18 protein-coding genes and 2 pseudogenes are annotated in these 24,606 nt (G+C 71.9%); 14 read left to right on the plus strand and 6 right to left on the minus strand.

Annotated elements, in window-relative coordinates:
* Window positions 1-46 precede the first annotated feature (46 nt).
* Together HCC61_RS07635 and HCC61_RS07640 are read right to left on the minus strand one after the other, a co-directional pair.
* Window positions 47-1,933, minus strand: coding sequence for an AMP-dependent synthetase/ligase (locus HCC61_RS07635; protein WP_346777085.1), 1,887 nt, complete (start codon window positions 1,931-1,933; stop codon window positions 47-49).
* Window positions 1,934-2,257: 324 nt separating this feature from the next.
* Window positions 2,258-3,568: an acetyl-CoA C-acetyltransferase gene (locus HCC61_RS07640; protein ID WP_169134429.1), complete on the minus strand. Its 1,311-nt coding sequence runs from the start codon at window positions 3,566-3,568 to the stop codon at window positions 2,258-2,260.
* Between the two features lie 72 nt (window positions 3,569-3,640).
* Here HCC61_RS07640 and HCC61_RS07645 point away from each other — a divergent pair, with 72 nt between their 5' ends.
* Together HCC61_RS07645 and HCC61_RS07650 are read left to right on the plus strand one after the other, a co-directional pair.
* Window positions 3,641-5,125, plus strand: a complete 1,485-nt coding sequence (locus tag HCC61_RS07645; protein ID WP_169134430.1) for a 3-oxoacyl-ACP reductase — start codon at window positions 3,641-3,643, stop codon at window positions 5,123-5,125.
* A gap of 5 nt (window positions 5,126-5,130) precedes the next feature.
* Entirely contained in the window at window positions 5,131-6,291 is a 1,161-nt protein-coding gene (locus HCC61_RS07650; protein ID WP_240968537.1) for a MaoC/PaaZ C-terminal domain-containing protein, read from the plus strand.
* On the opposite strand, the gene HCC61_RS07655 is transcribed toward HCC61_RS07650, so the two are convergent.
* A complete protein-coding gene (locus HCC61_RS07655; RefSeq protein ID WP_169134598.1) occupies window positions 6,260-6,904 on the minus strand; it encodes a TetR/AcrR family transcriptional regulator in 645 nt (214 codons plus the stop codon). The two genes, HCC61_RS07650 and HCC61_RS07655, sit on opposite strands and share 32 nt — an antisense overlap.
* A gap of 271 nt (window positions 6,905-7,175) precedes the next feature.
* On the opposite strand from HCC61_RS07655, the gene HCC61_RS07660 reads away from it, so the two are divergent.
* Both HCC61_RS07660 and HCC61_RS07665 read left to right on the plus strand, forming a co-directional pair.
* Window positions 7,176-7,820: a TMEM175 family protein gene (locus HCC61_RS07660; RefSeq protein WP_346777067.1), complete on the plus strand. Its 645-nt coding sequence runs from the start codon at window positions 7,176-7,178 to the stop codon at window positions 7,818-7,820.
* 94 nt (window positions 7,821-7,914) lie between these two features.
* The gene (locus tag HCC61_RS07665) at window positions 7,915-8,814 is read left to right on the plus strand and encodes an MIP/aquaporin family protein (RefSeq protein ID WP_169134431.1); all 900 of its coding nucleotides are present in this window, start codon (window positions 7,915-7,917) and stop codon (window positions 8,812-8,814) included.
* 174 nt (window positions 8,815-8,988) lie between these two features.
* On the opposite strand, the gene HCC61_RS07670 is transcribed toward HCC61_RS07665, so the two are convergent.
* Complete coding sequence (locus tag HCC61_RS07670; protein WP_169134432.1) at window positions 8,989-10,479, minus strand: MFS transporter; 1,491 nt, start codon at window positions 10,477-10,479, stop codon at window positions 8,989-8,991.
* Between the two features lie 375 nt (window positions 10,480-10,854).
* Between HCC61_RS07670 and HCC61_RS07675 the strand changes: the two genes are divergently transcribed.
* The 3 genes from HCC61_RS07675 (at window position 10,855) to HCC61_RS07685 (ending at window position 13,219) form a co-directional block, all read left to right on the plus strand.
* Window positions 10,855-11,079 (plus strand): hypothetical protein, encoded by a 225-nt coding sequence (locus HCC61_RS07675; RefSeq protein WP_240968539.1) that lies wholly within the window; start codon window positions 10,855-10,857, stop codon window positions 11,077-11,079.
* Window positions 11,080-11,224: 145 nt separating this feature from the next.
* Window positions 11,225-12,685 (plus strand): FAD-dependent oxidoreductase, encoded by a 1,461-nt coding sequence (locus HCC61_RS07680; RefSeq protein WP_169134433.1) that lies wholly within the window; start codon window positions 11,225-11,227, stop codon window positions 12,683-12,685.
* A gap of 186 nt (window positions 12,686-12,871) precedes the next feature.
* Window positions 12,872-13,219, plus strand: a complete 348-nt coding sequence (locus HCC61_RS07685; RefSeq protein WP_169134434.1) for a putative quinol monooxygenase — start codon at window positions 12,872-12,874, stop codon at window positions 13,217-13,219.
* Between the two features lie 71 nt (window positions 13,220-13,290).
* Here HCC61_RS07685 and HCC61_RS07690 read toward each other — a convergent pair whose 3' ends face one another.
* Together HCC61_RS07690 and HCC61_RS07695 are read right to left on the minus strand one after the other, a co-directional pair.
* On the minus strand, window positions 13,291-13,581 hold the full coding sequence (locus tag HCC61_RS07690; protein ID WP_346777068.1) for a DUF4229 domain-containing protein: 291 nt from the start codon (window positions 13,579-13,581) through the stop codon (window positions 13,291-13,293).
* Between the two features lie 218 nt (window positions 13,582-13,799).
* A pseudogene (locus HCC61_RS07695) lies at window positions 13,800-14,330 on the minus strand (GNAT family N-acetyltransferase); the annotation flags it as partial.
* Between the two features lie 183 nt (window positions 14,331-14,513).
* Between HCC61_RS07695 and HCC61_RS07700 the strand changes: the two are divergent.
* From HCC61_RS07700 to HCC61_RS07735, 7 genes and pseudogenes are all read left to right on the plus strand, one after another.
* Window positions 14,514-15,611: a DUF3344 domain-containing protein gene (locus HCC61_RS07700; protein ID WP_169134437.1), complete on the plus strand. Its 1,098-nt coding sequence runs from the start codon at window positions 14,514-14,516 to the stop codon at window positions 15,609-15,611.
* A gap of 111 nt (window positions 15,612-15,722) precedes the next feature.
* Window positions 15,723-16,841 (plus strand): glycosyltransferase, encoded by a 1,119-nt coding sequence (locus HCC61_RS07705; protein ID WP_206322264.1) that lies wholly within the window; start codon window positions 15,723-15,725, stop codon window positions 16,839-16,841.
* The gene (locus tag HCC61_RS07710; RefSeq protein ID WP_169134438.1) at window positions 16,838-18,436 is read left to right on the plus strand and encodes an exopolysaccharide biosynthesis polyprenyl glycosylphosphotransferase; all 1,599 of its coding nucleotides are present in this window, start codon (window positions 16,838-16,840) and stop codon (window positions 18,434-18,436) included. Before HCC61_RS07705 ends, HCC61_RS07710 begins: the two co-directional genes overlap by 4 nt.
* Window positions 18,437-18,615: 179 nt before the next feature.
* On the plus strand, window positions 18,616-20,109 hold the full coding sequence (locus HCC61_RS07715) for an O-antigen ligase family protein (RefSeq protein ID WP_240968542.1): 1,494 nt from the start codon (window positions 18,616-18,618) through the stop codon (window positions 20,107-20,109).
* Window positions 20,106-22,244 (plus strand): lipid II flippase MurJ, encoded by a 2,139-nt coding sequence (locus HCC61_RS07725; protein ID WP_169134439.1) that lies wholly within the window; start codon window positions 20,106-20,108, stop codon window positions 22,242-22,244. Before HCC61_RS07715 ends, HCC61_RS07725 begins: the two co-directional genes overlap by 4 nt.
* Window positions 22,245-22,485: 241 nt before the next feature.
* Window positions 22,486-23,163: pseudogene (locus tag HCC61_RS07730) on the plus strand (polysaccharide deacetylase family protein); the annotation flags it as partial.
* 248 nt (window positions 23,164-23,411) lie between these two features.
* Entirely contained in the window at window positions 23,412-24,605 is a 1,194-nt protein-coding gene (locus tag HCC61_RS07735; protein ID WP_169134440.1) for a glycosyltransferase, read from the plus strand.
* The last annotated feature ends 1 nt before the right edge of the window (window position 24,606 follow it).

The raw sequence follows: 24,606 nt of genomic DNA on the forward strand, positions 1-24,606 counted from the left end.
CCGGTGGCCCCTCACGTCGACGTCCGCGACAGCCACCACCCACGCGTCACTTCTCGTACAGCTTCGCGATCTCCCCCTCGTAGTCCCGCACGATCGCGGCCCGCTTCAGCTTCATCGACGGCGTCAGATGGCCCGCCTCCTCGGTGAAGTCCTGCGGCAGCACGACGAAGCGGCGGATGGACTCGGCGCGGGAGACCATACGGTTCGCCTCGTCGACGGCCTGCTGGAGGTTCGCGAGCAAGTCGGGGTCCTCGGCGAGCTGTTCGCGGGTCAGCTCCTTCTTCTTGTGCATCTGCTGCCAGTGCGCGAGGCCGTCCGGTTCGAGGGTGATGAGCGCGGTGATGTACGGACGGTTGTCGCCGATGACCAGGCACTGGCCGACCAGCGGATGCGCGCGCAGCCAGTCCTCCAGGGGCGCGGGGGCGATGTTCTTGCCGCCGGAGGTGATGATGAGGTCCTTCTTGCGGCCGGTGATCGTCAGATAGCCCTCGTCGTCGAGGGCACCGAGGTCGCCCGTCGCGAACCAGCCGTCGCCGCCGACGTCCGGCACCGCGGCCTGAGTCCGCGAGTCCCAGTAACCGGCGAAGACGTGCGGGCCCTTGAGCAGCACCTCGCCGTCGTCGGCGATGCGCACCGCCGTGCCGGGCATCGGCCAGCCGACGGTGCCCAGCCTGGGCTTGAGCGGCGGCGTACACGTCGAGGCGGCCGTGGTCTCGGTGAGCCCGTACCCCTCGAACACCGAGATCCCCGCGCCCTCGTAGAAGGCGGCCAGCCGCGACCCGAGAGGCGATCCGCCGCTGATGACATAGCGGCAGCGCCCGCCGAGCGCGGCCCGGATGCGGCGGTAGACCAGCAGGTCGTAGAGGCCGCGTGCCGTCTTCAGGCCGGCGCCGGGACCGTTGCCGCGCCCGTGTTCCTGCTGCTCGACGGCCTCGCCGTAGCGGCGTGCGATGCGTGCGGCACGGTCGAAGGACGAGGCACGGCCCATCTTCTCGGCGGTGGCGCGGCCCGTGTTGTAGACCTTCTCCAGCACGTACGGGATGCCCAGCAGGAACGTCGGCCGGAAGCCCGCGAGATCGGCGAGCAGATCCTCGGTCTGGATGCTCGGCGCGTGCCCGAGCCGTACGCGCGCCCGCATGCACGCGACCGCGACCATCCGGCCGAAGACGTGCGACAGCGGCAGGAACAGCAGCGTCGAGGCAGGGTCCTTGCTGACGGACTTGAAGACCGGGTGCAGCAGTTCGATGTCGTTGTCCACCTCGGCGAAGAAGTTGCCGTGGGTGAGCACGCAGCCCTTGGGCTGTCCCGTCGTGCCGGAGGTGTAGATGAGGGTGGCGACGTTGCCGGGACCTGTCACGCCCCGGCGTCCGGCGACCGCGTCGTCGTCGGTCTGCGTGCCCGCGGCGACGATCTGTGAGAGCCCGCCCGCGTCGAGCTGCCAGAGGTGTTCGAGGGCGGGCATGGCCTCGCGCTCCGCGGAGAGCATCCGCGACAGCTCGGCGTTCTCGACGGCGCAGCCGCGCGCGCCCGAGTGCTGGAGGATGTAGCGGGCCTGCGCGGACGAGGACGTCGGGTAGATGGGGACGGTGACGAGGCCCGCGGCCCAGCCCGCGAAGTCGAGCAGGGTCCACTCGTACGTCGTGCGGGCCATGATCGCGATCCGGTCCCCCGCTTCGAGGCCGAGTCCGATGAGGCCCTTCGCGGTGCTCAGCACCTCCTGCGCGAACTCCGAGGACGTCACGTCATGCCAGGTGCCGTCCGGCTGCTTGCGGCTGAGCACCGCCTCGGAGGGGGCCTCGGCGGCGTTGGTGAAGGGGATGTCGCCGAGGGAACCGCTCGTGACCGCCGGTGCGAACGGCCGCATGGAGACCTGGCGTACGACGCCGTCCACCACCTCCTTCTCCGGCTCGACGAGCGTGGCGCCCGGGCTGATGCCGACGGGTGCCGGGGCTGGGCTTGCGGGCTGGGTCGTCACGAGCGGCTCCTGTTCGTGCGGTACCTCTTGATCCGGTGTCGATTCGGGCCTGGTTCGGATGGTCCCGGCCTGCCCGGCGGTCTTACGGATCACCGGGATTGGCCGGACGGACCGGTCCGCCGTGGAGCGGACCGGTGTCGAAGGGACCGGTGCGGAACGGCGGTTGCGGAAGGGCCGGTTTGCGGAACGGTGCCGGGCGCCAGGCGCGGAACGGCCGGCCACGGGCTCCGCGGCGCCGGCCGGGTCGTCCTCCCGGCGAACACCCGGCCCGACCGGCGGCGTTCAGGCCTTCTCCAGTACGGCGGTCACCCCCTGGCCCCCCGCCGCGCAGATGGAGATCAGCCCCTTCGCACCGGTCCCGGCGCCCTCCCGCTCGGCGAGGAGCTTGGCGAGGGTGGCGACGATCCGGGCTCCGGTCGCGGCGAAGGGGTGGCCGGTCGCCAGCGAGGAGCCGGCGACGTTGAGGCGTTCGCGGTCCACGGGCGCGAGACCCCGCTTATCCCACGCGGCGAGCGTCGCCAGCACCTGGGACGCGAACGCCTCGTGGATCTCGAAGAGTTCGAAGTCCTCGATGCCGAGCCCGGCCTGCTCCAGCATCCGCGGCACCGCGTACGCGGGCGCCATCAGCAGACCGTCCTCGCCGGGCCTGCCGTCCTCGTCGTAGAAGCTCACCGCGCCCGTCTCGTACGTGGAGAGATAGGCGAGCGGCCGCAGTCCGTGCCGCTCGGCCCACTCCTCGCTCGCGAGCAGCACCGTCGCGGCGCCGTCGGTGAGCGGCGTGGAGTTGCCCGGCGTCATGGTCGCGTCCGGCAACTCCGTGCCGAAGACGGGCCGCAGCTCGCCGAGTTTCTGCACCGAGGTGCCGGGCCGCAGGTTGTGGTCGCGGGCCAGACCGCGGAAGGGCACGACGAGGTCGTGCAGGAAGCCGCTGTCGTACGCGGTCGCGAGGTTGCGGTGGCTGGCGGCGGCGAGCACGTCCTGCTCGTACCGGCCGATGCCCCAGTCGTGTGCGGTGCGGGCGGCGTGCTCGCCCATCGACAGCCCGGTGCGCGGTTCGGCGTTGCGCGGGATCTCCGGTACGAGGTGCCGCGGGCGCACCCGCGCGATCTGCTTCACCCGCTCCTGCCACGTCTTGGCCCGGCGGGCGGCCAGCAGGATCCGCCGCAGCTCGTCGTTGACGCCGAGGGGCGCGTCGCTCGCGCTGTCGGCGCCGCCCGCGATGCCCGCGTCGAGCCGGCCGAGCGCGATCTTGTTGGCGACGGCGATGACCGCCTGGAGGCCGGTGCCGCAGGCCTGCTGGATGTCGTAGGCGGGAGTGCGGGGATCGAGCCGGGAGCCGAGCACGGTCTCCCGCGCGAGATTGAAGTCCCGGCTGTGCTTGAGCACGGCACCGGCCACGAACTCCCCGACGCCGCGCCCACGTTCGCCCGTCAGCCCGAACCGCTCGATCAGCCCGTCGAGCGCGGCCGAGAGCATCTCCTGGTTCGAGCAGGTCGCGTACGGTCCGTCGGAGCGCGCGAAGGGGATGCGGCTGCCGCCGATCACGGCAACACGGCGCGTGGTGCTGGGACTTGTGAGGCCGTTGGAACTCATCCTCGACCAGACTCCTGACCTGAAAGTAACCTTACTCGGAAGTAAATTTACGCGAGCCGGAGGGAACAGGGAATGGCTGACCGTTATCTGCATTGGACCAACACACGTCCAGGCCGCCTCCTCTCCCGCCGGCTCGGCCTCCCCCGTCCCGTACCGCTGCACCGCTGGTCTGCGGAGCGGCCGTCGCTCGGGGGCGGCCCCATACTGCACCTCACGCCGCTGCCGCCGCGCGGCGGAGGCGAAACCGGGGACGGCAACGGCGGCAACGGCGGCGACAGGGACAGCGGGGCCGACAGCAGCGGCGACGGCAGCGGCGGCGGCGGTACGCATGCGAAGGAGCTCGCGGCGGCGCTGGAGGCCACCGGCCTCCCCGTCCGCACGGACGGCGGCGGGACGGAACCCGGCACCCGCCACGCCGCCGTCGTCGTCGACGCCACGGGCCTGCGCGACGTACCGGGGCTGCACCACGTCTACGAGTGCCTGCACGAGGTGCTGCGCTCGGTCGCCGAGTGCGGCCGCATCGTGGTGCTCGCCGCACGCCCCGACGCCGGCGATCACCATCAGGCCGCCGCGCAGCAGGCGTTGGAGGGCTTCGTGCGCTCGCTCGCGAAGGAGACAGGCGGCGGCCGCACGGTGCAGCTCATACGGCTCGCACCGGACGCGACCCCGGCACACGCCGAGTCCACCCTGCGCTTCCTGCTGTCGCCGAGGTCGGCCTACGTCAGCGGGCAGGTCGTCGAGATCGCCGGACCCGCGGGGACCGCGTCGTCCGGTGCCGCGGAGACGGGATCCGGCGCCGTGGAAGCGGCAGGCCGCGAGCGCCCGCTCCAGGGCCTCACCGCGCTCGTCACCGGTGCGGCACGCGGCATCGGCGAGGCCGTCGCGGCGACGCTGGCGCGTGACGGCGCGCACGTCCTCTGCCTCGACGTACCGCAGGCGGAGGCCGAACTGGCCCGCGTCGCCGAGGCGTCGGGCGGCACGGCGCTCCCGCTCGACATCACCTCCGACGACGCGGGCGCCCGCATCGCGGAGGCCCTGCCCGGCGGCGGCCTCGACGTGCTCGTGCACAACGCGGGCATCACTCGGGACCGCAGGCTCGTCAACATGAAGCCCGAGCGCTGGGACCAGGTGCTGGACGTCAACCTCGCCTCCGTGCTGCGCACGACCGACCATCTGCTGACGGCGGGCGCCCTGCGCCGCGGCACCGGCCGGGTCGTCGCCACCGCCTCCATCTCCGGCATCGCGGGCAACGTCGGCCAGACCAACTACTCGGCGAGCAAGGCCGGAATCATCGGCCTCGTACGCTCGCTCGCGCCGCGCGCCGCCGCCGAGCACGGAGTGACCGTCAACGCCGTGGCCCCGGGATTCATCGAGACGAAGATGACGGCGGCCGTGCCGTTCTTCATCCGCGAGGCGGGCAGGCGCATGAACTCCCAGTCGCAGGGCGGTCTTCCCGTCGACGTCGCCGAGACCGTGGCCTGGCTGGCAGCACCGGACTCCGGCGCCGTCAACGGCCAGGTCGTACGAGTCTGCGGCCAGAGCCTGCTGGGAGCGTGACCGCGATGACCGTTCAGCGCCTCAGCACACCGCCCCGGCTGCCGCTCGTACTCGCGAGGGGCGCGCTCGCCTCCCGCTCCAGGCGCGGTCCGTACGAACACGCGCGGCTGCCCGGGGAGCGGCTGCTGCTGCCCGACGCCCGCATCGACGAGAGGCGGCTGCGGGCGTACGCCCGGGTCTGCGGCTTCGACGGCGGGGACGGTAAGGCCACGACGGGGCAGGGGCCCGGCGCGGCACAGGGATACGGCACGGCACAGATACGCGACGCGGGACAGGGGCCCGGGCAGCCCCTTCCGGCCACCGGCTCGCCCGTGCCGCCCACCTATCCGCACGTCCTCGGCTTCCCGCTCGCGATGGAGCTGATGGCGCGGCCGGGCTTCCCGTTCCCGGTGCTCGGCCTCGTGCACACCGGGATCGAACTCACCCAGCACCGCGCGCTGCGGACCGGCGACCGGCCCGAGATCTCCGTGCACGCGGAGGGACCGGCACCGCACCGGCGCGGCAGCAGCTTCGACGTGGTGACCGAGGCCCGCCTGGACGGCGCCCTCATATGGCACTCGCGCAGCACCTACCTGTGCCGTCATCGCACCGCGGACGGCGGCCGGCGGCCCGAGGAACAGCCCGGCGAACAGCCCCCCGGGCTCCGGCTCCCCGCAACGGACCCGCCACCGCAACACCCCGCACCGCAACACCCCGCGGCACCCCTGCCCGTGCGGGAGCACTGGGATCTGCCGTCCGGCCTCGGACGCCGCTACGCCCGCGCCTCCGGCGACCGCAACCCCATCCATCTGCACCCGCTGACCGCGAAGCTCTTCGGCTTCCCGCGCCATATCGCCCACGGCATGTGGACCTTCGCGCGCGCACTCGCCGGTACGGGCGCCACCGATGGCAGCGAACAGCTCACCGCCCGCGCGGAGTTCAAGGCTCCGGTGCCGCTCCCCTCGTCCGTCGCCTACTGCGTGGACGAGCCGACCGCCTCCGCCGGGGGCTACCGCGCGCCCGTACGCGTGCACCGCTTCGAGCTGCGCAGCGGCGACGACGCGACCGCGCCCCAGGGAGCCCCGGGGGCCCCGGGGGCCCGAAGCAACGGCGGCGCGGAGCACGGCGAGGGCGAAGGCCGCCCCCGGCTCCATCTCACCGGTGAGGTGACCAGCGAGCGCCCTTGATCATCTGCCCCATCCCCGTCCAGCAGAAGTTCATCAGCGTGGCCGCGGTCTCCTTGGGCGAAGGTGCCGCATCCGTACGGGAGTTGGCCCACACCGCCAGCGACTCCGCCGCTCCCACCATGGCGTGCGCGAGCCCCGAGACCTCGCGCTCGGCGAACTCCTCGTCGCAGCCCGCGTCGACGGCCGCCCTGCCCAGCAGCAGCGTCACCAGCTCCGTGATCTCCGCCCGCATCCCGGCGATCTCACGCGCGAACGGCTCGCCCTGCGTGGCGGCCCTGTGCAGCACCGACCACCCGTCGGGTCTGGCCGCCGTGTGCGCGAAGAAGGCGCACAGCCCGCGCCACAGCTGCCGTTCGGCGTCCGAGTGCCGCGGCTCCGCGGCCCGCTCGCCATCGCCCGTCCCGCCCCGTACGGCGGCGACGAGCGCCGCCCGCTCCCTCCGTATGCACGCCGTGAACAGGTCTTCCTTCGACTTCAGATAGAGATAGACCAGCGGCTTGGAGACCCCCGCCTCCTCCGCGATGTCGTCCATCGACGCCGCCTGATAGCCATGCCGCGCGAAGCCCGCGACGGCGGCGTCCAGCATCTGCCGCTCGCGCACCTCCCGCGGCATCCGCCGGCGCCCCCCGCTGCTCGTGCTCTTGGTCCCCACCTGCACGCCCCTCCGCGTCATCTCCCCCGTCTCCCCACACAATCCTCGGATGTAAGCGTACGCGGACCCTCCGTCAACGCAGCTGGCGAGCGCGGGTACGGCGCACGCCCACCGACCTGCGTCTGCCCGGCACCGGCGCGTGCAGACCGCCCGGAAGCCGTCGCATGCGATTCCGTACGGCCCTGGCGCGGGATCAATCAGCCGAAACCGGAGCACATCTAACATCCGGCACGTGGATCACACACCGGCCGCCCCGCGGGGCAGCGGAGGGCCCGAACGCCTGGAGAACCTGTCCGACAACGTCTTCTCCATCGCCATGACGCTGCTGGTGCTCGACATCACCGTCCGGCGCGGGCTCAGCACCGAAGGCTTCCGCGAGTCCCTCCACCTGACGCTGCCCCATATCGCCGCGTACGCCCTGAGCTTCGCGGTCATCTCGGAGTTCTGGCTCGACCACCGGCGCATCCTGTCGTCCTTCGCCGCGGTGGACGGCCGCGTCACCGCGCTGACGCTGCTCGGCCTCGGACTGACGGCGCTGCTGCCCTTCCCCACCGCGCTCCTCGCCGAATACAGCGACAAGCCGCAGGCCGTCGCCGTCTACGGCCTCAGCGTCGCCGCGCTCAACGGCGTGCATCTCTCCCTGCTGTACAGCTCGCACCGGCGCCTGGGCCCCGCGTCCGGCGCCACGCTCCGCAGCCGCCGTCTCGAATCGGCGGACCTGGCCTCGACGGTGCTCGTCTTCGGGGCCGCCGTACCGCTCGCATTCGCCTCGCCGACGGCCGCGAAATGGTTCTGGCTCACGCTTTTCCCGGCCAAATTCCTGATCGGACGCCTGCAACGGCGCACCCGTACGCCATCGGGTGGACAAACGGAGTGACGCGCGCTCAGCCCCCCGACCGTGCTGGCCGCCCCTGCATACGGTTCCGGAGGGAGGGGGAGGCAGGGCTGTTCCGATCGACCAAGGAGAGCCGATGGCTGAGCAACACACGAAGAGCAGTCCACGCCGAATCGGTTACAGAACTGGACTCGGCGGCGAGCTCATCGCCGAATTCCTGGGCACCTTCGTCCTCATTCTGATCGGCTGCGGCTCGGTGGCCGTCGCGGTCGTCGGACTCTCCGGATCCGGACGCCAGACCGGCGACTTCGGCCCCTCGAACTGGCTCATCATCTCCTGGGGATGGGGCCTGGCCGTCGTCTTCGGCGTGTACGTGGCCGGCGGAATCAGCGGCGCCCACATCAACCCGGCGGTGACGCTCGGCTTCGCGGTGCGCGGCCATTTCCCCTGGCGGAAGGTTCTTCCCTACTGGGGGGCGCAGCTGGTCGGAGCCTTCGTCGGCGCCTCGGTCGTATACGCCACTTACCACTGGGCGATCGACGCCTTCAACGCGAAGGAGGGCACGGGACGTGAGAAGTCGCTGCCCACCTTCTCCATCTTCTCGACCTTCCCCGCCGAGTACTTCGGGGATTCGTGGTGGGGGCCGTTCCTCGACCAGATCGTCGGCACCGCGTTCCTGCTGCTGCTCGTCTGCGCGCTCATCGACATGCGCAACACGGCGCCCAAGTCGAACATGGGGCCGTTCCTGATCGGTCTCGTCGTCGTCGCCATCGGCCTCGCATACGGGACGAACGCCGGCTACGCCATCAACCCTGCCCGCGACTTCGGCCCCCGGCTCTTCACCTTCTTCGAGGGATGGGGGTCGATCGCCTTCCCCGGCAATTTCGACTGGTACAGCCATTACTGGTGGATCCCCATCATCGGCCCGCTCATCGGCGCCGTCATCGGTGCGCTGGTCTACGAGCACCTCGTCAGCCGCGTCATCGCGGCCCGCGGGCAGACGCACCCCGAGGGGAGAGCCGGCGAAGCCGAGTGACCGCCCCCGGGCGTCCGGGCCCCGGACGCATCAGCCCGGACATACGAGCAGGGCAGCACACGACCCCCGACGCATCGAAGACCTCCGTGACCGAAGCCTCGTACGGCTCCGGTCACGGAGGTCTTCGCCGTCACGACGGCGGTGTCCGCCGGCCTGCTGCGCCGGCGGGATCTGCTAGCCGGCTGCGGCGGCCGGCGTCTCCTGCGCGGACAGCGGCGTGGCGATGTCCTCCAGGGAACGCCGCTCCGCCGGCACGGCCAGGAACGCCGCGACCAGACCGGCCAGGCACATCAGCCCGGCACCGATCTCGAAGGCGAGGGTCGTGTCGGCCAGTACGCCGTTCTCCGTCAGCGAGGCGAAGATGAGCGGACCGCTGATGCCGCCCACCGCCGTGCCCAGCGCGTAGAAGAACGCGATGGCCATGGCCCGGGTCTCCATCGGGAAGATCTCGCTGACCGTCAGGTACGCCGAGCTGGCTCCCGCGGAGGCGAAGAACAGCACGACGCTCCAGCAGACCGTGAGGGTCGTCGCCGACAGCACGCCGCTCGAGAAGAGCGCCGCGGTGCCGAACAGCAGCACACCGGACCCGATATAGGTACCGGCGATCATTATCCGGCGGCCCACCGTGTCGAAGAGCGGACCGAGCAGAATCGGACCGAGGAGATTCCCGACCGCGATGGCGACGAAGTAGTAACCCGTCGATCCCGCGGGCACCTTGTAGAAGGCCGCGAGAATGGCGCCGAATCCGAATGTGACCGCGTTGTACAGAAACGCCTGGCCGACGAAGAGCGAAAGCCCCAGGAATGCACGGGAACGGTACTTGGAGAAGACCGTGCGCGCGATCATCCCGAAACCGACGGCCTCACGCTGGTTGATGACCATCTCGCCGGCCGGCTCGGGCAGGCTGCCCTCGCCGTGCTGTGCCAGACAGCGTGCCTCCGCGTCCTGCACGATGGATTCGGCCTCGTCGCCGCGTCCATGGATGAACAACCACCGTGGACTCTCCGGCACATTCCGCCGCACCACCAGAATCACCAAGCCGAGGATGACGCCGAACGCGAAGGTCAGACGCCAGCCGACGTCCGCCGCGAAGATGTCAGTGTCGAGCATGGGGATCGACAGCATCGCGCCGGCCGCAGCGCCGAGCCAGAAGCTGCCGTTGATCATGAGGTCCACACGACCCCGGTAGTACGAGGGAATGAGCTCGTCGATCGCCGAGTTGATGGCCGCGTACTCGCCGCCGATACCGAAACCGGTCGCGAAGCGGCAGAGGAAGAACCACCAGCTGTCGAACGAGAGCGCCGTCAGAGCCGTCGCCGCGAGGTACACGGCGAGCGTGAGGAGGAAGAGCTTCTTCCGTCCGTAACGGTCGGTCAGCCAGCCGAAATACAGCGCCCCGAGACACGCCCCCGCGACATACAGCGCGGCGCCGAGCCCCGTGACCTGCGCCGAGGAGATGTCGAGCCCGCTACCGGACTCGGACAGCCGCCCGGCGATGTTGCCGACGAGGGTGACCTCCATCCCGTCGAGGATCCACACCGTGCCGAGCCCGATCACGATCATCCAGTGCCAGCGCGACCAGGGCAGCCTGTCAAGGCGTGCCGGCACCGCGGTTCTGACTGTGCCGGATGAAAGCGTCCCGCTGCTTCCATCTTGAACTGCCATTGCATACTCCGTCTGAATTGTTCACTGTTTTCAGGCCATACCACTCCTCGTCCCTTCTTCGGGACGGGAGCCACGACTCGCAGACCCGGCGGCACAGTTAACACGCACTTCCACCTGGGGAAGGGCGTATTCGATTTATAGGCCGGTCGAATTTCGGCCCGCTCCACGGGCCGGAACCGCACTTCGCCCAATGCGGAACATCCCGGACGGGTAATGAATCTGGTGAACCTCGCATTCTCGCCGATTCGGTACCTGCCGCTGCCTCGAAGCCCCTCGCCCGGCGACGGCCCGGCGCCCCCCTGGCCCCCCTGATGCGGTCAGGTGCCGTCCGGTGCGGTCTGGTGCGGCGGCGACGGGACCGGCAGGCTGCCGCGCATGGACTGGATGCCGCTGCTCTCCACGCTGAGCGGTGCCGTCATCGGCATCGCGGCCACCTTGATCGCGGACCGCAACAGCCGGATACGCGACGCCTACGCCCGCGGCGTCCCCGTCGGCTCCGGCGAGGACGCCCCGCTGATCGCGCAGCGCCGTACGGCCATGGCCAGGATGCGCGACCGCATGCGGGAGGACTTGGGCGTGGGCCCGCTCGGCATCGAATGACCGGACGGGCCGGGGCACTTGAGCAGCGGCCACACCCGCCGGCCGGACCGCTGTGTCGCGGGCCGCCTTCCGCCCGTACCATGGCCCTCCACCTAAAGGTTCAGACCAAACATGTGGAGGTCAAATGCCTGGCTCGGGACATCCCTTGGGGCGTCGATCGGTCCTGCGCAAAGGAGTCCTGGGGGCCGCGGCCCTGGGAGTGCTCGGAGCGGGAACCGCGCAAGCGAGCCTGCCGAGCGGGCCGAAGCGGGAGAGGAAGGGGCAGAGGAACGCGGACGCACCGGGCAAGCGGCTCGCGATCATAGGCGCGGGCGCGGCGGGCGTCGCCACCGCCTACTTCTGCGATTCGTCGTGGAGCGTCGACCTCTTCGAGTCGCGGGACAAGATCGGCGGCCACGCCGACACGGTGTCCGTCACCGACGGGGACAAGAAGTACGCGGTCGACATCGGCGCCGAGTTCTTCCACCCCAACACCCACCCGATGTACTGGTCGTTCCTGGAGGAGATCGGCGCCCGCACCGACGACCCCGCGACGAGCAAGGTGATCGAGGGGCCGGCGAGCCTCACCGTCTTCGACGGCGCCACCGGCAAGCCCCGCTTCGGCTCGGAACACGTCCTGGACGACCTCCCCGGCGCGCTGAGCTTCCTCGCCTTCACCAGGGAGGCGCGGAAGATGACCGAGCCCGACGCCCCGTGGGGGACCACCATGGGCGAGTGGCTCGACGGCCTCAGCATCGACGCCGACTACCGGCGCGACGTCCTCACCCCCTGGCTGTCCTCCCTGACCTGCGGCGACACCGAACTCGTGCGTACGCAGTCGGCGCGCGCCCATCTCTCGTCGTTCGCGAAGACCTTCCCCAGCAACATCTTCGAGTCCGTGCACACCTACAACTCGACGGTGGGCCTTGAGGGTTATCTGCGGATGCTGCTCGACGCCTGTGAGAACACCAACGTCCTCACCCGCGCCGCGGTGCAGAGCCTGGAGGAGCGGTCCGGCACCTGGCACGTCCGTACCGACTCCGGCCGTCACGGCCCGTACGACGCGGTCGTCGTCACCGCCCCGCCGCCCGTCTCGAAGGGCTTCTTCGGCGACGCCCCGGACTTGAGCCGCATCGGGGAGTACCTGGGCCTGCACGAATACCACCCCGCGCGCCTCGTCATCCACCGCGACCCCCACTACATGCCCGCCGACAAGGGCTACTGGTCTGTCCAGAACGCCGCCGCGGGCGGCCGCAACTGCGAGACGTCGATCTGGGTCGGCGCGTACTACGGCACCTCGGACCCGGCCACCAAGCCGAACATCTTCAAGAGCTGGGCCGCCTACCGGTCCTCGGATCCCGCCGAGATCCTCGCCGAACGCCGGTTCCGGCACCCCCTGTGCACGCCCCGCAGCCTCGGCGCGGCACGCGACATGATGGCCTTGCAGGGCGAGCGGAACCTCTACTTCGCGGGCAGCTTCACCACGATCACCGACCTCCAGGAGACGTCCCTGTACTCGGGGCTCAAGGTCGCGGAGAGCCTCAACCCGGAAGGCCCGGAACTCACTTCGTTCAAGCAGCGCCTCGCCGACGACGACCTGCTCGGAGTCTCATACGACGTGGTCTGAGCCCGCGGAGGGCGCGGACCGGCACGGGTATCACCGACTCCCCGGCCACGTTCGCCGCCGCACAGCGACTATGTATGTTGGCAGGCCGTGGACCGGCCGGTGAGCACCGCGACAAGCTCGCCAACTGCCTTCACCAGTCCCCGTGCAGCGGCATTACGGGCAATCTGCGCAAGAGGAGAGAACGGCATGATCTTCATCACGGCGAAGTTCCGCGTACGGCCCGAGCATGCGGACCGCTGGCCCGACATCGCCCGCGACTTCACCGAGGCGACGCGCGCGGAGCCGGGCTGCATGTGGTTCGACTGGTCCCGCAGCGTCGAGGACCCGACTGAGTACGTTCTGGTCGAGGCCTTCCGTGACGACGAAGCCGGCGCCGCACACGTCGGTTCCGAGCACTTCAAGACCGCCCGGCGCGAACTACCCCCGCATCTCGCCGAGACTCCCCTGATCATCAACGCGAACATCGACCAGGACGACTGGTCGCAGCTCGGCGAGATGTCCGTCGACCAGCCAGGTTCCGAGGACGGAAGCTGAGCACCGGCGGGTGCCGGCGCAGCGGCCGCAGCCGCGTCCCGGCGGTCCCGCGGCCCCGGTCTCCGACGGCGTCAGGCGACGCCGTCCTCCTGGCTCTGGTTCGCCGAGATCCGCTCCTTGGCCCGGCCGACGCCGTCCGCGATCTGCTCGGACATCGCGTCGCGCTGCCTGCGCAGCAGCACGAAGCTGATCGGGGCCGAGACCACCAGCGCCAGCAGCACGACCCACAGCGGGTTGGAGCTGCCGATGCCCTCGGGAATGATCCCGGTGTACGCGAGGAGCGCGACGACGAGGAGGCAGGCGGCGAAGACGCCGGCCCGCATGGCGGTGTAGCGGAGCGTTGCGTGCGACTTGCTGCTCACGGGGTCTTCTCCGGACTTCTCGGTGATACGGGCGCCCGCCTGTCGTGCGGCGCCCTTCATGCGGCTCGGGGGCCGTGGCGCGGTGCGCGGCGCACGGTGCGCCCACGCGGTGCGAGTGCGCGAGTGTGCGGGTGCGCAGGGACCGCGCGTGCCCTCCGTCCAGTCAAACACAGCGCGCAGGCGATCATTCCGGCCCCTCCCGGCCCCGGAGCCGGGCTCTAGTCGAGGGCCAGCCAGAAGGTGACGTCGTCCCGCAGATCGCCGTCCGCGACCTTGATCGCACCCGGCAGACGCCCCGTCTCGCGATACCCGCAGCCGGTGTAGAAGCGCTCTAGGCCGAGTCCGCCGCGGCAGGTGAGCCGGATCGCGGTGATGCCCTCGATCTCCCGTGCCGTCTTCTCGACCTCGGACATCAGTTCCCGCCCATGGCCTTTCCCCTGGAGCGAGGGGTGCACCATCACGGTGTAGACCGAGCACCAGTGGCGCTTGAGCCGGTGCCCGTTCAGGGCGATGAAGGCGCCCCCGACGATCGTGTCGCGCCCGTCGCGGGCGATCAGCATCCGCGTACGGCCGGAGTCGACGGCGGCCAGGTGGGCCAGCAGATCCGGGTGCACCTCCTCCGGAGTCACCGGCGGCACGAAGCCCACGGCACCGCCCGCATTGGTGACGTCCGCCCACAACGCGCCCAAGCCGTCGCGGAGTTGAGGCGTGATGGATGGATCCGTTTCGAAGGTGAGCGACATAGGACCGACCTTACGACCGAGCTTGCCCGGGCATTCGTCCGGCCCTTTCCGATGCCCTCTTCAGCCGGACGCGCACCATCGGGTGTCCGCTAGTCAGTGAAAAGGTAAAGATGACCGGCGCGCCACCGGATTTTGAACCACCGCCTTTGTAAAGGTCGCTCTGTTTCGTGACGGGAGACGGAGACAACCATGGTGGGCAAGAAGAAATCAGCTGTGCGCGGACTGACCTGCGCGATGCTCTGCGCGGCGGCGACGGTGTCGCTCTCGCCGCAGGCGACGTCGGCGCCGAACCCCAGGCCGAATGAGACGGGCCAGGCGCTCAAGGAGCGCTACCACGCGACGCGTCACGGCGGCATCGCCACCGCCGCGAACGCGTCGATCACATGCCGCAAGTCGGCCGCAAAAGCCGGCCCGTGCGGCTCGGCCCAGAAGGGCGGGAGCGGCCGGAACAGCGACTTCGACATGTTCTACTCCGACGTCGACCGCGACCGGAACACGTACAACTCCACCCGCGCGACGCTGCGGCTGCCGAAGAAGGCCGAGGTCTCCTACGCGCGGCTCTACTGGGGCGGCAATCTCCGTGTCGGCGAGGTCAAGCCGGCGAAGGACAACGGCCGGGCGCTGATGGCCGAGCCGCGCGGCTCGTACCGGTCGGTCAAGGCGGACACGGTGCGCACGCACCGCCGCGCGGACGGAGCGGACGCCTACCAGGCCTCCGCGAACGTGACGTCGCTGGTGCGCAAAAGCGGCCCGGGCGCGTACACCGTGGCGCAGCTCAATGTCGCCAAGGGCCGCTCCAAGGCGGGCGCGTGGGGCGGCTGGACGCTGGTCGTGGCGTACGAGAACAAGAAGTCGCCGCTTCGTCATCTGAGCGTCTGGGACGGATTCGCGGCGTCGGAACGGAATTCCGGCGGCATGCCCGTGGCGGGCCCGGCGATGGAATTCCCCGCGGGCGCCAAGGGATCGGTGGGCGTCGTCGGATACGACGGCGACCGCGGAGCGGGCGGCGAGTCCCTCACGGTGTCGGCCAACAAGCGTGCGGGGACGCGGATTTCGAATTCGGCGAACCCCCGCGACGACCTGTTCAACTCGACGATCACCGACCGCGGCCGCGAGGTGGCGGGGCGGGCTCCCGCGTACCGCAACACGCTCGGATACGACTCCGACGTGCTGGACGCGCGGGAGGCGCTGCGTGCCGGCGGGAACCGCCTCCAGTTCCGCTTCGCGTCCGGCGACGACGACTACCTGCTCGGCGCGCTCTTCGCGCAGGTAGACGCCCGCCGCTGACTCCGAGAATCCGCTGTTCCGCCAAGAAGCCTGTCCGGCTGTGACGTTGAGGGAGACGTCCGGGTGCAATCCCAGCGTAGAGAAGGAACTGACCGGCTGACGGTCCTTCATCTGGCACAACCGGTCGAAGGCGGGGTGGCGAGGGTCGTGGCCGATCTGGCCCGGGCCCAGACGCGGGAAGGCGTACGCGCCGTGGTGGCCTGTCCGGACGGCGGAAGCCTCTCCGGACAGGCCGCGGACGGCGGTGCGGAAGTCGAACTCTGGGCGGCCGTAAGGGAGTTGGGCCCCCAGATCGCGGCGGAGACCCTTCGGGCGGCACGGCTGGTCCGACGGATCTCGCCCGATGTCGTGCATGCGCACAGCGCCAAGGCGGGACTGGCCGCACGGCTGGCGCTGCGCGGCAGGGTGCCCACCGTCTACCAGCCGCACGCCTGGTCGTTCGAGGCCGTCGAGGGGCGCACCGCCCGGCTCGCCCGCTCCTGGGAGCGCCGGGCCGCGCGCTGGACGGACCGCGTGCTGTGCGTGAGCGAGGCGGAACGCCGTACGGGCGAGCAGGCCGGGATCGCCGCGCGGTGGGCCGTGGTGCACAACGGCGTCCCGGAGGCCGAGCCCTGCGAACGTGCCGTGGCGCGCGAGGAGTTGCACCAGCTGGCGGAGGTGCCGGACGGCGCTCCGCTCGTGGTGTGCGTGGGGCGGCTGTGCAGGCAGAAGGGGCAGCGGGTGCTGCTCGACGCGTGGCGGCGCATCGCCGACGACGTACCGGAGGCCTGGCTCGTGCTCGTGGGCGACGGGCCCGACCGCGGTGATCTGAGCGGATCGGCGCCCGAGCGGGTGCTGTTCGCGGGGGCGAGCGACACGGCCGGCCGCTGGTACGCCGCGGCCGATCTGGTCGTACTGCCCTCCCGCTGGGAAGGCATGGCGCTCACTCCCCTCGAAGCGATGGCCCACGCCCGTCCCGTCGTGCTCACGGACGTGGGCGGGGCGCGCGAGTGCCTGCCGCCCGGGCAGCACGAGTCGTCCCTCGTGCCGCCCGATGATCCGGGGGCCCTCGCCGAGGCGGTCACGCATCTGCTGCGGGCGCCGGACGTACGGGAGTTCATGGGCGAGGCCGCACGCAAGCACGTGCGCGCCGACTTCGACGTGCGGCAGACCGCGGCCTCGGTGCTGCGGCTGTACGGCGAAGTGCTCGGCGCCCGCGCCCGCGACGGCAAGGGACGGGCGGCACTATGACGGCGGACAGCACGGACGAGCGGGCGAGCAGCGCACGGGTGGTGACCAAGCCTGCGTCGGCGCCGGGAAAGGCCTCCGAGAGCGGCGTCGTCGTACGGCCACCCCAGCAGGCGGCCGACCGGGCCGTGCCCGCGCCAGTCGGCACTCTGCGCAGACGCCGGAACCTGCTGCGGCTTCGCCATCGCGGTGCCGCGGCGCTCGCCTTCGCCGACGCGGCCTCGGGCGCGGCCGTCGTGGCGGTGATGGCCTCGGCCGTCGGCGGGTCACAAGCGGACGCCCTGCTGCTGGGGCCCGTCGTGGGCGGCGCTCTCGCGCTCAACGCCCAGGCGGGCCTGTACCGGCCGGGGCTGATGGCGTACGCGCTCGACGAACTCCCCGCGGTGGCCTCCCGCGTCGCCGTGGTCTGGTGCGTCGCCGCGGCACTCCTCGCGTCGCTCGACCGCCCGTCGGCGCTGGACTGGGCGGCACTCCTCATCGCGATCAGCGCGAACGCGGTGCTCACCGCCACGGCCCGCTTCCTGGTGCACGGCTTCCGGCGGATGAAGGCGCGGCGGCGGCCACGGCCCGCGCTGATCGTGGGCAGCGGACGGCTGGCCCGTACGGTCGCCGGCGTCTTCTCCGAGCACTCCTGCTACGGGCTGCGGCCCGTCGGCTTCGTCGACCTGGTCGGCACGGCGGACACCGCAGCGGCCCTCGACGGCGCGAGCGACGCCACCGGCACGGACGCCGGCGACGGGCACGCGGACCGCGACGGCGCACCGCTGCCGGTGGTCGTCGTGCTGGAGGACGTGACGAGAGCGGTCATCCAGAACACCGTCCGCGACGTGGTCTTCCTCGGATCTCCGTGGGAGGAGGCCCGGAACGCCCTGCTGGCAAGGGCGTTGGGCGAACGCGGGGTGACGGGCTGGCTCGTGCGGCCGGGCTGTGCCGTGGGGGCTCACGGAACGCACGACGGGGGGCCTTCGCATGTGTGGGGCTTCTCGTGCAGGCGGCTGTCCCTGGAGTGCCCCGGTTCGGGGTGGAGCTGGCGCAAGCGGCTGCTGGACCTGGCGCTGGTCGCGCCGGCGCTGGTCGTCGCGGCGCCGCTGCTGGCGGCGTGCGCGCTGGCCGTACGGCTGTCGGACGGGCGCGGAGTGATCTTCCGTCAGGAGCGGGTGGGCCTGGGCGGCGGTCCGTTCACGCTGCTGAAGTTCCGCACGCTGCGGCCCGCGGACGAGAACGAGTCGGCGACGCTGTGGAGCGTCGCGGGCGACGAGCGGATGAGCGCCGTCGGGCGGCTGCTGCGCCGTACGTCGCTGGACGAGCTGCCGCAGCTGTGGAACGTGCTGCGCGGCGACATGAGCCTCGTCGGGCCGCGGCCCGAACGCCCTTATTTCGTGCAGCAGTTCAGCCAGGAGCTACCCGGCTACGCGGAGCGGCACCGCTCGCCCGTCGGCATCACCGGGCTGGCTCAGGTGCACGGGCTGCGCGGCAACACCTCCATCGAGGACCGGGCGCGCTTCGACAACCACTACATCGAGACGTGGTCGCTCTGGCAGGACGTGCGGATCATGTTCCGCACGGTGACCTCGTTCTTCCGCCTCGAAGGACGGTGATCGGGGTGACGGTCGCACTTCCGGAGAGCCGGCGTCCGCCGGGCGGCGACGACGCGGGCGCACGAGCCGCCCGTGCGGACGGCGGACACGGCCCGGGGCACCGGGCGCCGGCGTCCCACGGTCCGGCCGGAAGCCCGGCGGGTGCGAACGGACCGGTGCCCTGGCGGCACTGGGCTCCCATGGCTCCGGCGGTGGCGACCGTGCTGGTCCTCTGTGCGCCGGTGCGTACCGGCGACGTGACCACCTCGGGCAAGATCACTGCCGCAGACGCGGCCTCCATGGTGCTGGTGGTGTGGTGCCTGGTGAGGCTGCTGCGCGGACGCGGCGGTCGTCTGACACCCAGGGCGGCGGTGGTGCTCGGGGCACCGGCTGTCGCCTTCGCGGTGGCGACCGCCGCGTCCGCCGATCCGTGGGCGAGCGTGCCCGGCTTCGTACGCTGCCTCCAGATCTTCGTGCTGGTCCCCGGTGCGCTGCTGCTTCTGCTGCGCGGCGCAAGGGACTTCAGACTCCTGTGCTGGTCCGTGATCGTGCTGGCGCTGGTGCAGGGGACGGTCGGCGTCGTACAGAGCCTGACCGGCACCGGCGCCTCGTACATGGGGAAGAACGTCCGCGCCGTGGGCACCTTCGGGCCGCTCGACGTGATGGGGATGTCGACTGTCGTCTCCCTGGGGCTCGTTGCCGCCTTCGCGCTCTCCCTCGCGTACCCGGCCGACTGCTCACGCCGGCAGCGGATCACCGCGATGTGCTGTGCCTTCGCGCTGCTGCCGCCGCTCGTCCTGTCCTACAGCCGCGGCGCGTGGATCGCGACGGCCGTCGCCTGTACGACGGTGCTGGTGCTGGCGGGGGTGCGCAGGGCCGTGGCGGTGCTGCTGGCGCTGGTGGCCGCATCGGTGGTGCTGGTGGGCGGCTTCGGCGTCGGCTCGGCGATGGTCACGGAGCGGCTGACGAGCATCGCCGACATCGGTTCCGCGCCGGACCGCTCCGTCACCGACCGCTACAGCCTCTGGTCGGCGGCGACCGGCATCTGGCAGGACTCTCCGGTGACGGGCGTCGGCCCGAAGAACTTCGCGGCGCAGCGCGACGGGCACGCCACGCTCGGGCTCTCCTCGGGAAGCGACACCGCGGGCGCGGGCATGCAGTTCCAGAAGGAGCCGCTGCTCTCGCCGCACAACATGTATCTGCTCGTGCTCAGCGAGCAGGGCCTCGTCGGGATCACGGCGCTCGTCGGCGGCGGAGGCGTGCTGCTGGTGTGCGGGTTGCGGAGGGTGCACGCGGCTCACAGGGCGCGGCAGGCGCACGGCTACGGCGGCTGGGGCGGGGGCAGTTCGTACGCCTCCGGCCCGGACGCGACGGCCTCGGACGTCAGGGTCTCGGACGCCCCGGGTTCGTACGTCCCGGATTCGTACGTTCCGGATTCGTGCGCCCCGGGTTCGTACGAGTGCGGGCTGGCCGCCGCCGGACTGCTCGTCTGGCAGGCCGTCGACTTCCTGTACGCCGACATCGGCGGCCCGTCGACCGTGCTGACCGCGGTCGTGCTCGGCGGTGTCGCCTGGTGGGCGCTCGCGTCCCCCGCGGACGGCGACTCGGCCGCGGACGCCGGCGACGCCGGCGACGCCGGTGAGGCCGGGTACGCCGAAGGCCGCGAGGGCAAGGCAGAGGCACCGGCTCGATGACCGATACGCACGCCTCCCGGACCTCCGCTCGGGACGCACCGGCGTCGCCGTCCCGGGCATCAGGCACCGGCGAAGTCCAGGGCGAAGCGATCCAGCGCGAGGAACTCCAGGGCGAAGAGGTCCAGGGCGATCAAGTCCGCGACGGCGAGGGCCCGGGCGGCCGACTCGGCGGCGGGGACGGCGCTCCCCCGCTGCTGGGTCGGTTCCTCGCGCGGGCGGCGGTGATCACGGCGGCTCTCACCGCCGCCGGTGCCTTCTTCGGGCTGCTGCGCGACCAGACGATCGCCAGCCTCTTCGGCGCCGACGCCGACACCGACGCCTTCCTCGTCGCCTGGACCGTCCCGGAACTGGCGGCCACGCTGCTCATCGAGGACGCGATGGCGCTGATCCTCGTCCCCGCGTTCAGCCTCGCGCTCTCGCGGCGGGCTGCGGGCCTTCCGCGTACGGACGACGCGCTCGCGGCGGACGCGCTCGCGGCGGACGCGCTCGTGGACGGCACACTCGCGGCGAACGGCGCGACGCTCCCGGGCGCACCCCCCGAAGGTCCCGACCCGGTGTGGGGCGTGGTGCGGCGGACCCTGCCCCGGCTGCTGCTCGGTCTCGTGGCCATCGCGGTTCTGATGCTGCTCGCGGCGCCGGTGCTCGTACGGATCCTGGCGCCGGGGCTGCCGGACGCGGACACGGCCGTCGACTGCATGCGTCTGACATCGCTGACCGTGGTGACGTTCGGGCTGGCGGGGTACTTCAGCGCGGCGCTGCGCGCGCACCGGCGTTTCGTGGCCCCCGCGTCGATCTACGTCGCATACAACGCGGCGATCATCGCGGTGATGTTCGCCGGGCACAACGTATGGGGGGTGCGGGCGGCCGCGCTGGGGGTCGCGGCGGGCGGCGCGCTGATGGTCCTCGTCCAACTCCCCTCGTTCATCAAGCAGTTGCCGTCCCGGGAGCTGCGGTCGTCCCGGGAGCTGCGGTCGTCCCCGCGGAGGGCCCGCGGCACGCGGCCCGCGGCGGCGAAGGGCCCTGCCGTGGCGACGGCGAAAAGCGCGCACGTGACGGCGCACGCGACCACGCACACGGCCGAGCACACCGCCACGACCGCGCACCTGCCCGAGGGTGCCCCTGCCGCGGACGCGGCTGACGCGGCCGGTCTGCCGACCGGTGCCGGACGCGAGCCCGCGACCGCGCCCGCCACGTCCGCCGCGACCGCCACGTCCAACGCCCCCTTCCCCGGGCCGAGTACGGACGTCGCACCCGACCCGTCCACCGGACGCATCGCGATGCTCGGTCTCGGCGTACTGGCACCGGTCGTGACCTTCGCCGTCAGCCGTCAGGCGCAGGTGCTCTTCGAGCGCTATCTGGCCTCACCGCTGCCCGCCGGGGCCATCTCGCACCTCAACTACGCGCAGAAGGTCGCGCAGATGCCGATGGTGCTCTCGCTCATGGTGTGCACGGTCACCTTCCCGGTCGTCGCGCGCGCCATGGCGGACGGCGACCGGGAGCGCGCCCGGCTGCGCGTGGAGCGTGATCTGGCGCTGGTCGGCATCGTCGTGCTGCTGGGTGCCGCGTACGTCATCGCCTGTGCCCCGGAGCTCATCCGACTCCTCTTCCAGCGCGGCGAGTTCGACGCCGGCGACACCGCGGACACGGCGTCGGTGATGCGGGTATACAGCTGCGGCCTGCTCGGTCACAGCCTGGTGGGGGCGCTGGTGCGCCCGTTCTTCTCCGGTGCTCGGCCCCCCTGGTATCCGGCCGCTGCGATGGGCGCCGGGCTCTTCGTGACCGTGGCGTCGGGAGCGCTCGCGGTGCGCGTCTGGGGCGTGCACGGGATCGCCGCCGCCAACGCCGCCGGGATCCTCACCGCCGCGCTGCTCCTGCTGCACGGCCTGGGCGCCCGCGTCGTCGCCATCGACGTACGCGGAGTCGCGGGCGGGCTGGCGCGGCTGCTGCTGTCCGCCGCGGTCGCCGCGGCGGCCGGCTGGGGCGCCGCCCGGCTCGTCTCAAGTCCGCTGGCCGGAGCCGCCGTCGGCGGCCTGGCCGTGCTGGTCGTCTTCGCGTCCGTGGCTCATCTCGTACGAGCCCCCGAGTTGCCTCAGCTGTTCGCCGCCGTCAAACGAAGGTTCGCTCATGTCCGCTGAGTCCGCCGCATTCGCCGAGTCCGCCGAGACCGCCGAGACCGCCCGGCCTGCCGGATCCGCGGGGTCCGCCGGGCCCACGGGGTCCGCACGGTCCGCCGGGTACGCCGGCTTCCGTGCCCGCATCCCCGCTCTGCCGCTGCCGACGCCGCAGCGCCGCGTGCCCGCACCCGCGTCCGCGCGCGAGCCGGCGACCGCCACGGCCCGTTCAGGCGTGCGGCGCCGACGGCCTCCCTGGGTGCTGATGTACCACTCCGTCTCCGGCTGCACCGACGACCCGTACCGGATCACCGTCTCCCCCCACCGGCTCGACCGGCAGCTGCGCTGGCTGCGCGACCACGGACTGTCGGGCGTGAGCGTCGGCGAACTGATGCGGGCACGGGCCGCCGGTCGCGGCGCCGGACTGGTCGGGCTGACCTTCGACGACGGCTACGCGGACTTCGCCGAGAGCGCGCTGCCGCTGCTGCGCCGGCACGGCTGCACGGCGACCGTCTTCGTGCTGCCCGGACGGCTCGGCGGCGACAACGCCTGGGACGAACTCGGCCCGCGCAAACCGCTGTTGACGGCCGACGGCATCCGCGCCGCCGCCGCGGAAGGGATGGAGGTGGGTTCGCACGGCCTCATGCACACCGACCTGACCACCGCCGACGACGCCACCCTCGAAAGGGAGACGAAGCACAGCCGCGCCTGCCTGGCCGACATCACCGGCACCGCGCCGCAGGGCTTCTGCTATCCGTACGGGACGGTCGACTCACGCGCGGTCGAGGCGGTGCGCGACGCGGGTTACGGCTACGCGTGCGCCATCGACCCGGGCACGCTGACGTGCATTCATGCGCTTCCGCGGGTGCACATCGACGCCTCGGACACGTCCGTACGGCTGTTCCTGAAGCGGATGCTGAACCCGCTGCGCCGCAAGCCGCTCCCGTCGGAACCGCCGGTCCAGCACGCACCGGTCCGGCACGCACCGGTCCAGGACTCACCGGTCCAGGACTCACCGGTCCAGGAGTCGCCCGGTCAGGACCCGCAGGCGGAGGGATCGCCCGCGGCACCCCGGGCGCAGGAGCCCCGGACGCCGGAGGCGCCTCCCGCCGCAGGCCGCGCGGCAGGGCAGGACGAGGACGCCGCAGGGCAGGACGCGGACGCCGTCGGAAGCGAAACGGGCGGCGGCCGATGAAAGTCGCGCACATCATCACCGGGCTCGGCGTCGGCGGCGCCGAACAGCAGCTGCGGCTGATGCTCCGCCATCTCCCCGCCCGCTGCGACGTGTTCACCCTGACCGCGCCGGGCTCCGTGGCGCAGGGCATCCTCGCCGACGGCCACCGGGTCACTCATCTGGGCATGACCGGCAACCTCGACGCGACGGTCATGCCGCTCCTGGTCCATCTCCTCCGCGAGGGCCGCTACGACCTCGTACACACCCACCTCTACCGGGCCTGTCTCTACGGACGGCTCGCCGCGCGCATCGCCGGCGTACGTGCGGTGGTCGCCACCGAGCACTCGCTGGGCGACGACACGATCGAGGGGCGCCCGCTCAGCGCCGGTGTCCGCGCGCTGTATCTCGCCTCCGAACGGCTGGGCTGCGCCACGATCGCCGTGTCCGACACGGTGGCGCAGCGGCTGCGTAAGTGGGGCGTACCGGCGTCGCGGGTGCACACCGTGCCCAACGGCATCGACGCCCTCCGCTTCCGCTTCGACCCCGTGGCGCGTGCGGCCACGCGGGCCCGGCTCGGCATCCCGGAGGGCACGTTCGTCGTGGGCGGGGTCGGGCGGCTCGTGCCGGGCAAGCACTTCGAGACGCTGGTACGGGCCGTGTCCGTACTCCCGGGCGTACGGCTGCTGCTGGCCGGCGACGGCCCCGAGCGCGAACGGCTCCACGAGATCGCCTCCGCGCTCGGCGCGCTCGACCGCGTGCACATGCTCGGCGAGTGCGACGGGACGGTCTCCCCTGCGGGCGCCGGCGGCTGGGAGATCCCCGGTCTGCTGGCCGCGATGGACGTCTTCGTCTCGCCGTCCTCCGACGAGTCGTTCGGGCTGGCCGTGCTGGAGGCGCTCGCGGCCGGTCTGCCGACGCTGCACGTGACGTGCCCCGCCATCGACGACCTGCCCGCGGAGCAGGCACCCGGCGCGCGCCGCATCGGCACCGGCGTGCCCGAACTCACCGCGCTGCTCTGCCAGTACGAGAAGGCCGGGCCCGTACGACTGCCCGTGCCCCCCGTCGTGGACCGCTACGACATCGCCCGCAGCGCGGAGCGGCTGATGGCCGTCTACCGCGCCGCGACGGGCGCACCGCAACTGCCCGCACCGGCACCGTCCGCGCCGACGCCCGTACCGGCGCCGGCGTCCCTACCCCTGACATCGAGGTGAG

It is taken from the genome of Streptomyces sp. HNM0575, assembly GCF_012726265.1.
In the GTDB taxonomy this organism is placed as follows: domain Bacteria; phylum Actinomycetota; class Actinomycetes; order Streptomycetales; family Streptomycetaceae; genus Streptomyces.